Raw genomic sequence first — 299 nt, forward strand, 5'->3', positions numbered from 1 at the left:
CCCGCCGGGAATGGATACTGCGCATCTTTGATCGTCAGGTCAAGGGTAGCTGGCAGGAAAGTGTATATCGTGCTGTAAGCGTCGCTCACTGCCGGTGTCACGTGAATATCTTCTACATCTTCCACCAGTATATCAGCTGCCACCGGCAACAGGGCGGCGCCGGAAGCACCGGTGAAAGTAGTGTCTGCCGGCAGACTGTAATCCGTACCACGGATAGCTGTGCCCGTAACCAGCAACGATACTTTAATTGGTATCTCTGTGGTTACACCTGCTGGTAAAGCAAAACCGATCTGCTGGCT

At 53.5% G+C, this 299-nt stretch carries 1 protein-coding gene; it reads right to left on the minus strand.

All coding sequences use genetic code 11. The annotated features are described in order from the left end of the window. Positions 1–299, minus strand: a 299-nt coding sequence (locus KE626_RS34545) for a hypothetical protein (RefSeq protein ID WP_211977738.1), incomplete at both ends; no start/stop codon positions are given.

The organism is Chitinophaga hostae, from assembly GCF_018224885.1.
Classification (GTDB): domain Bacteria; phylum Bacteroidota; class Bacteroidia; order Chitinophagales; family Chitinophagaceae; genus Chitinophaga; species Chitinophaga hostae.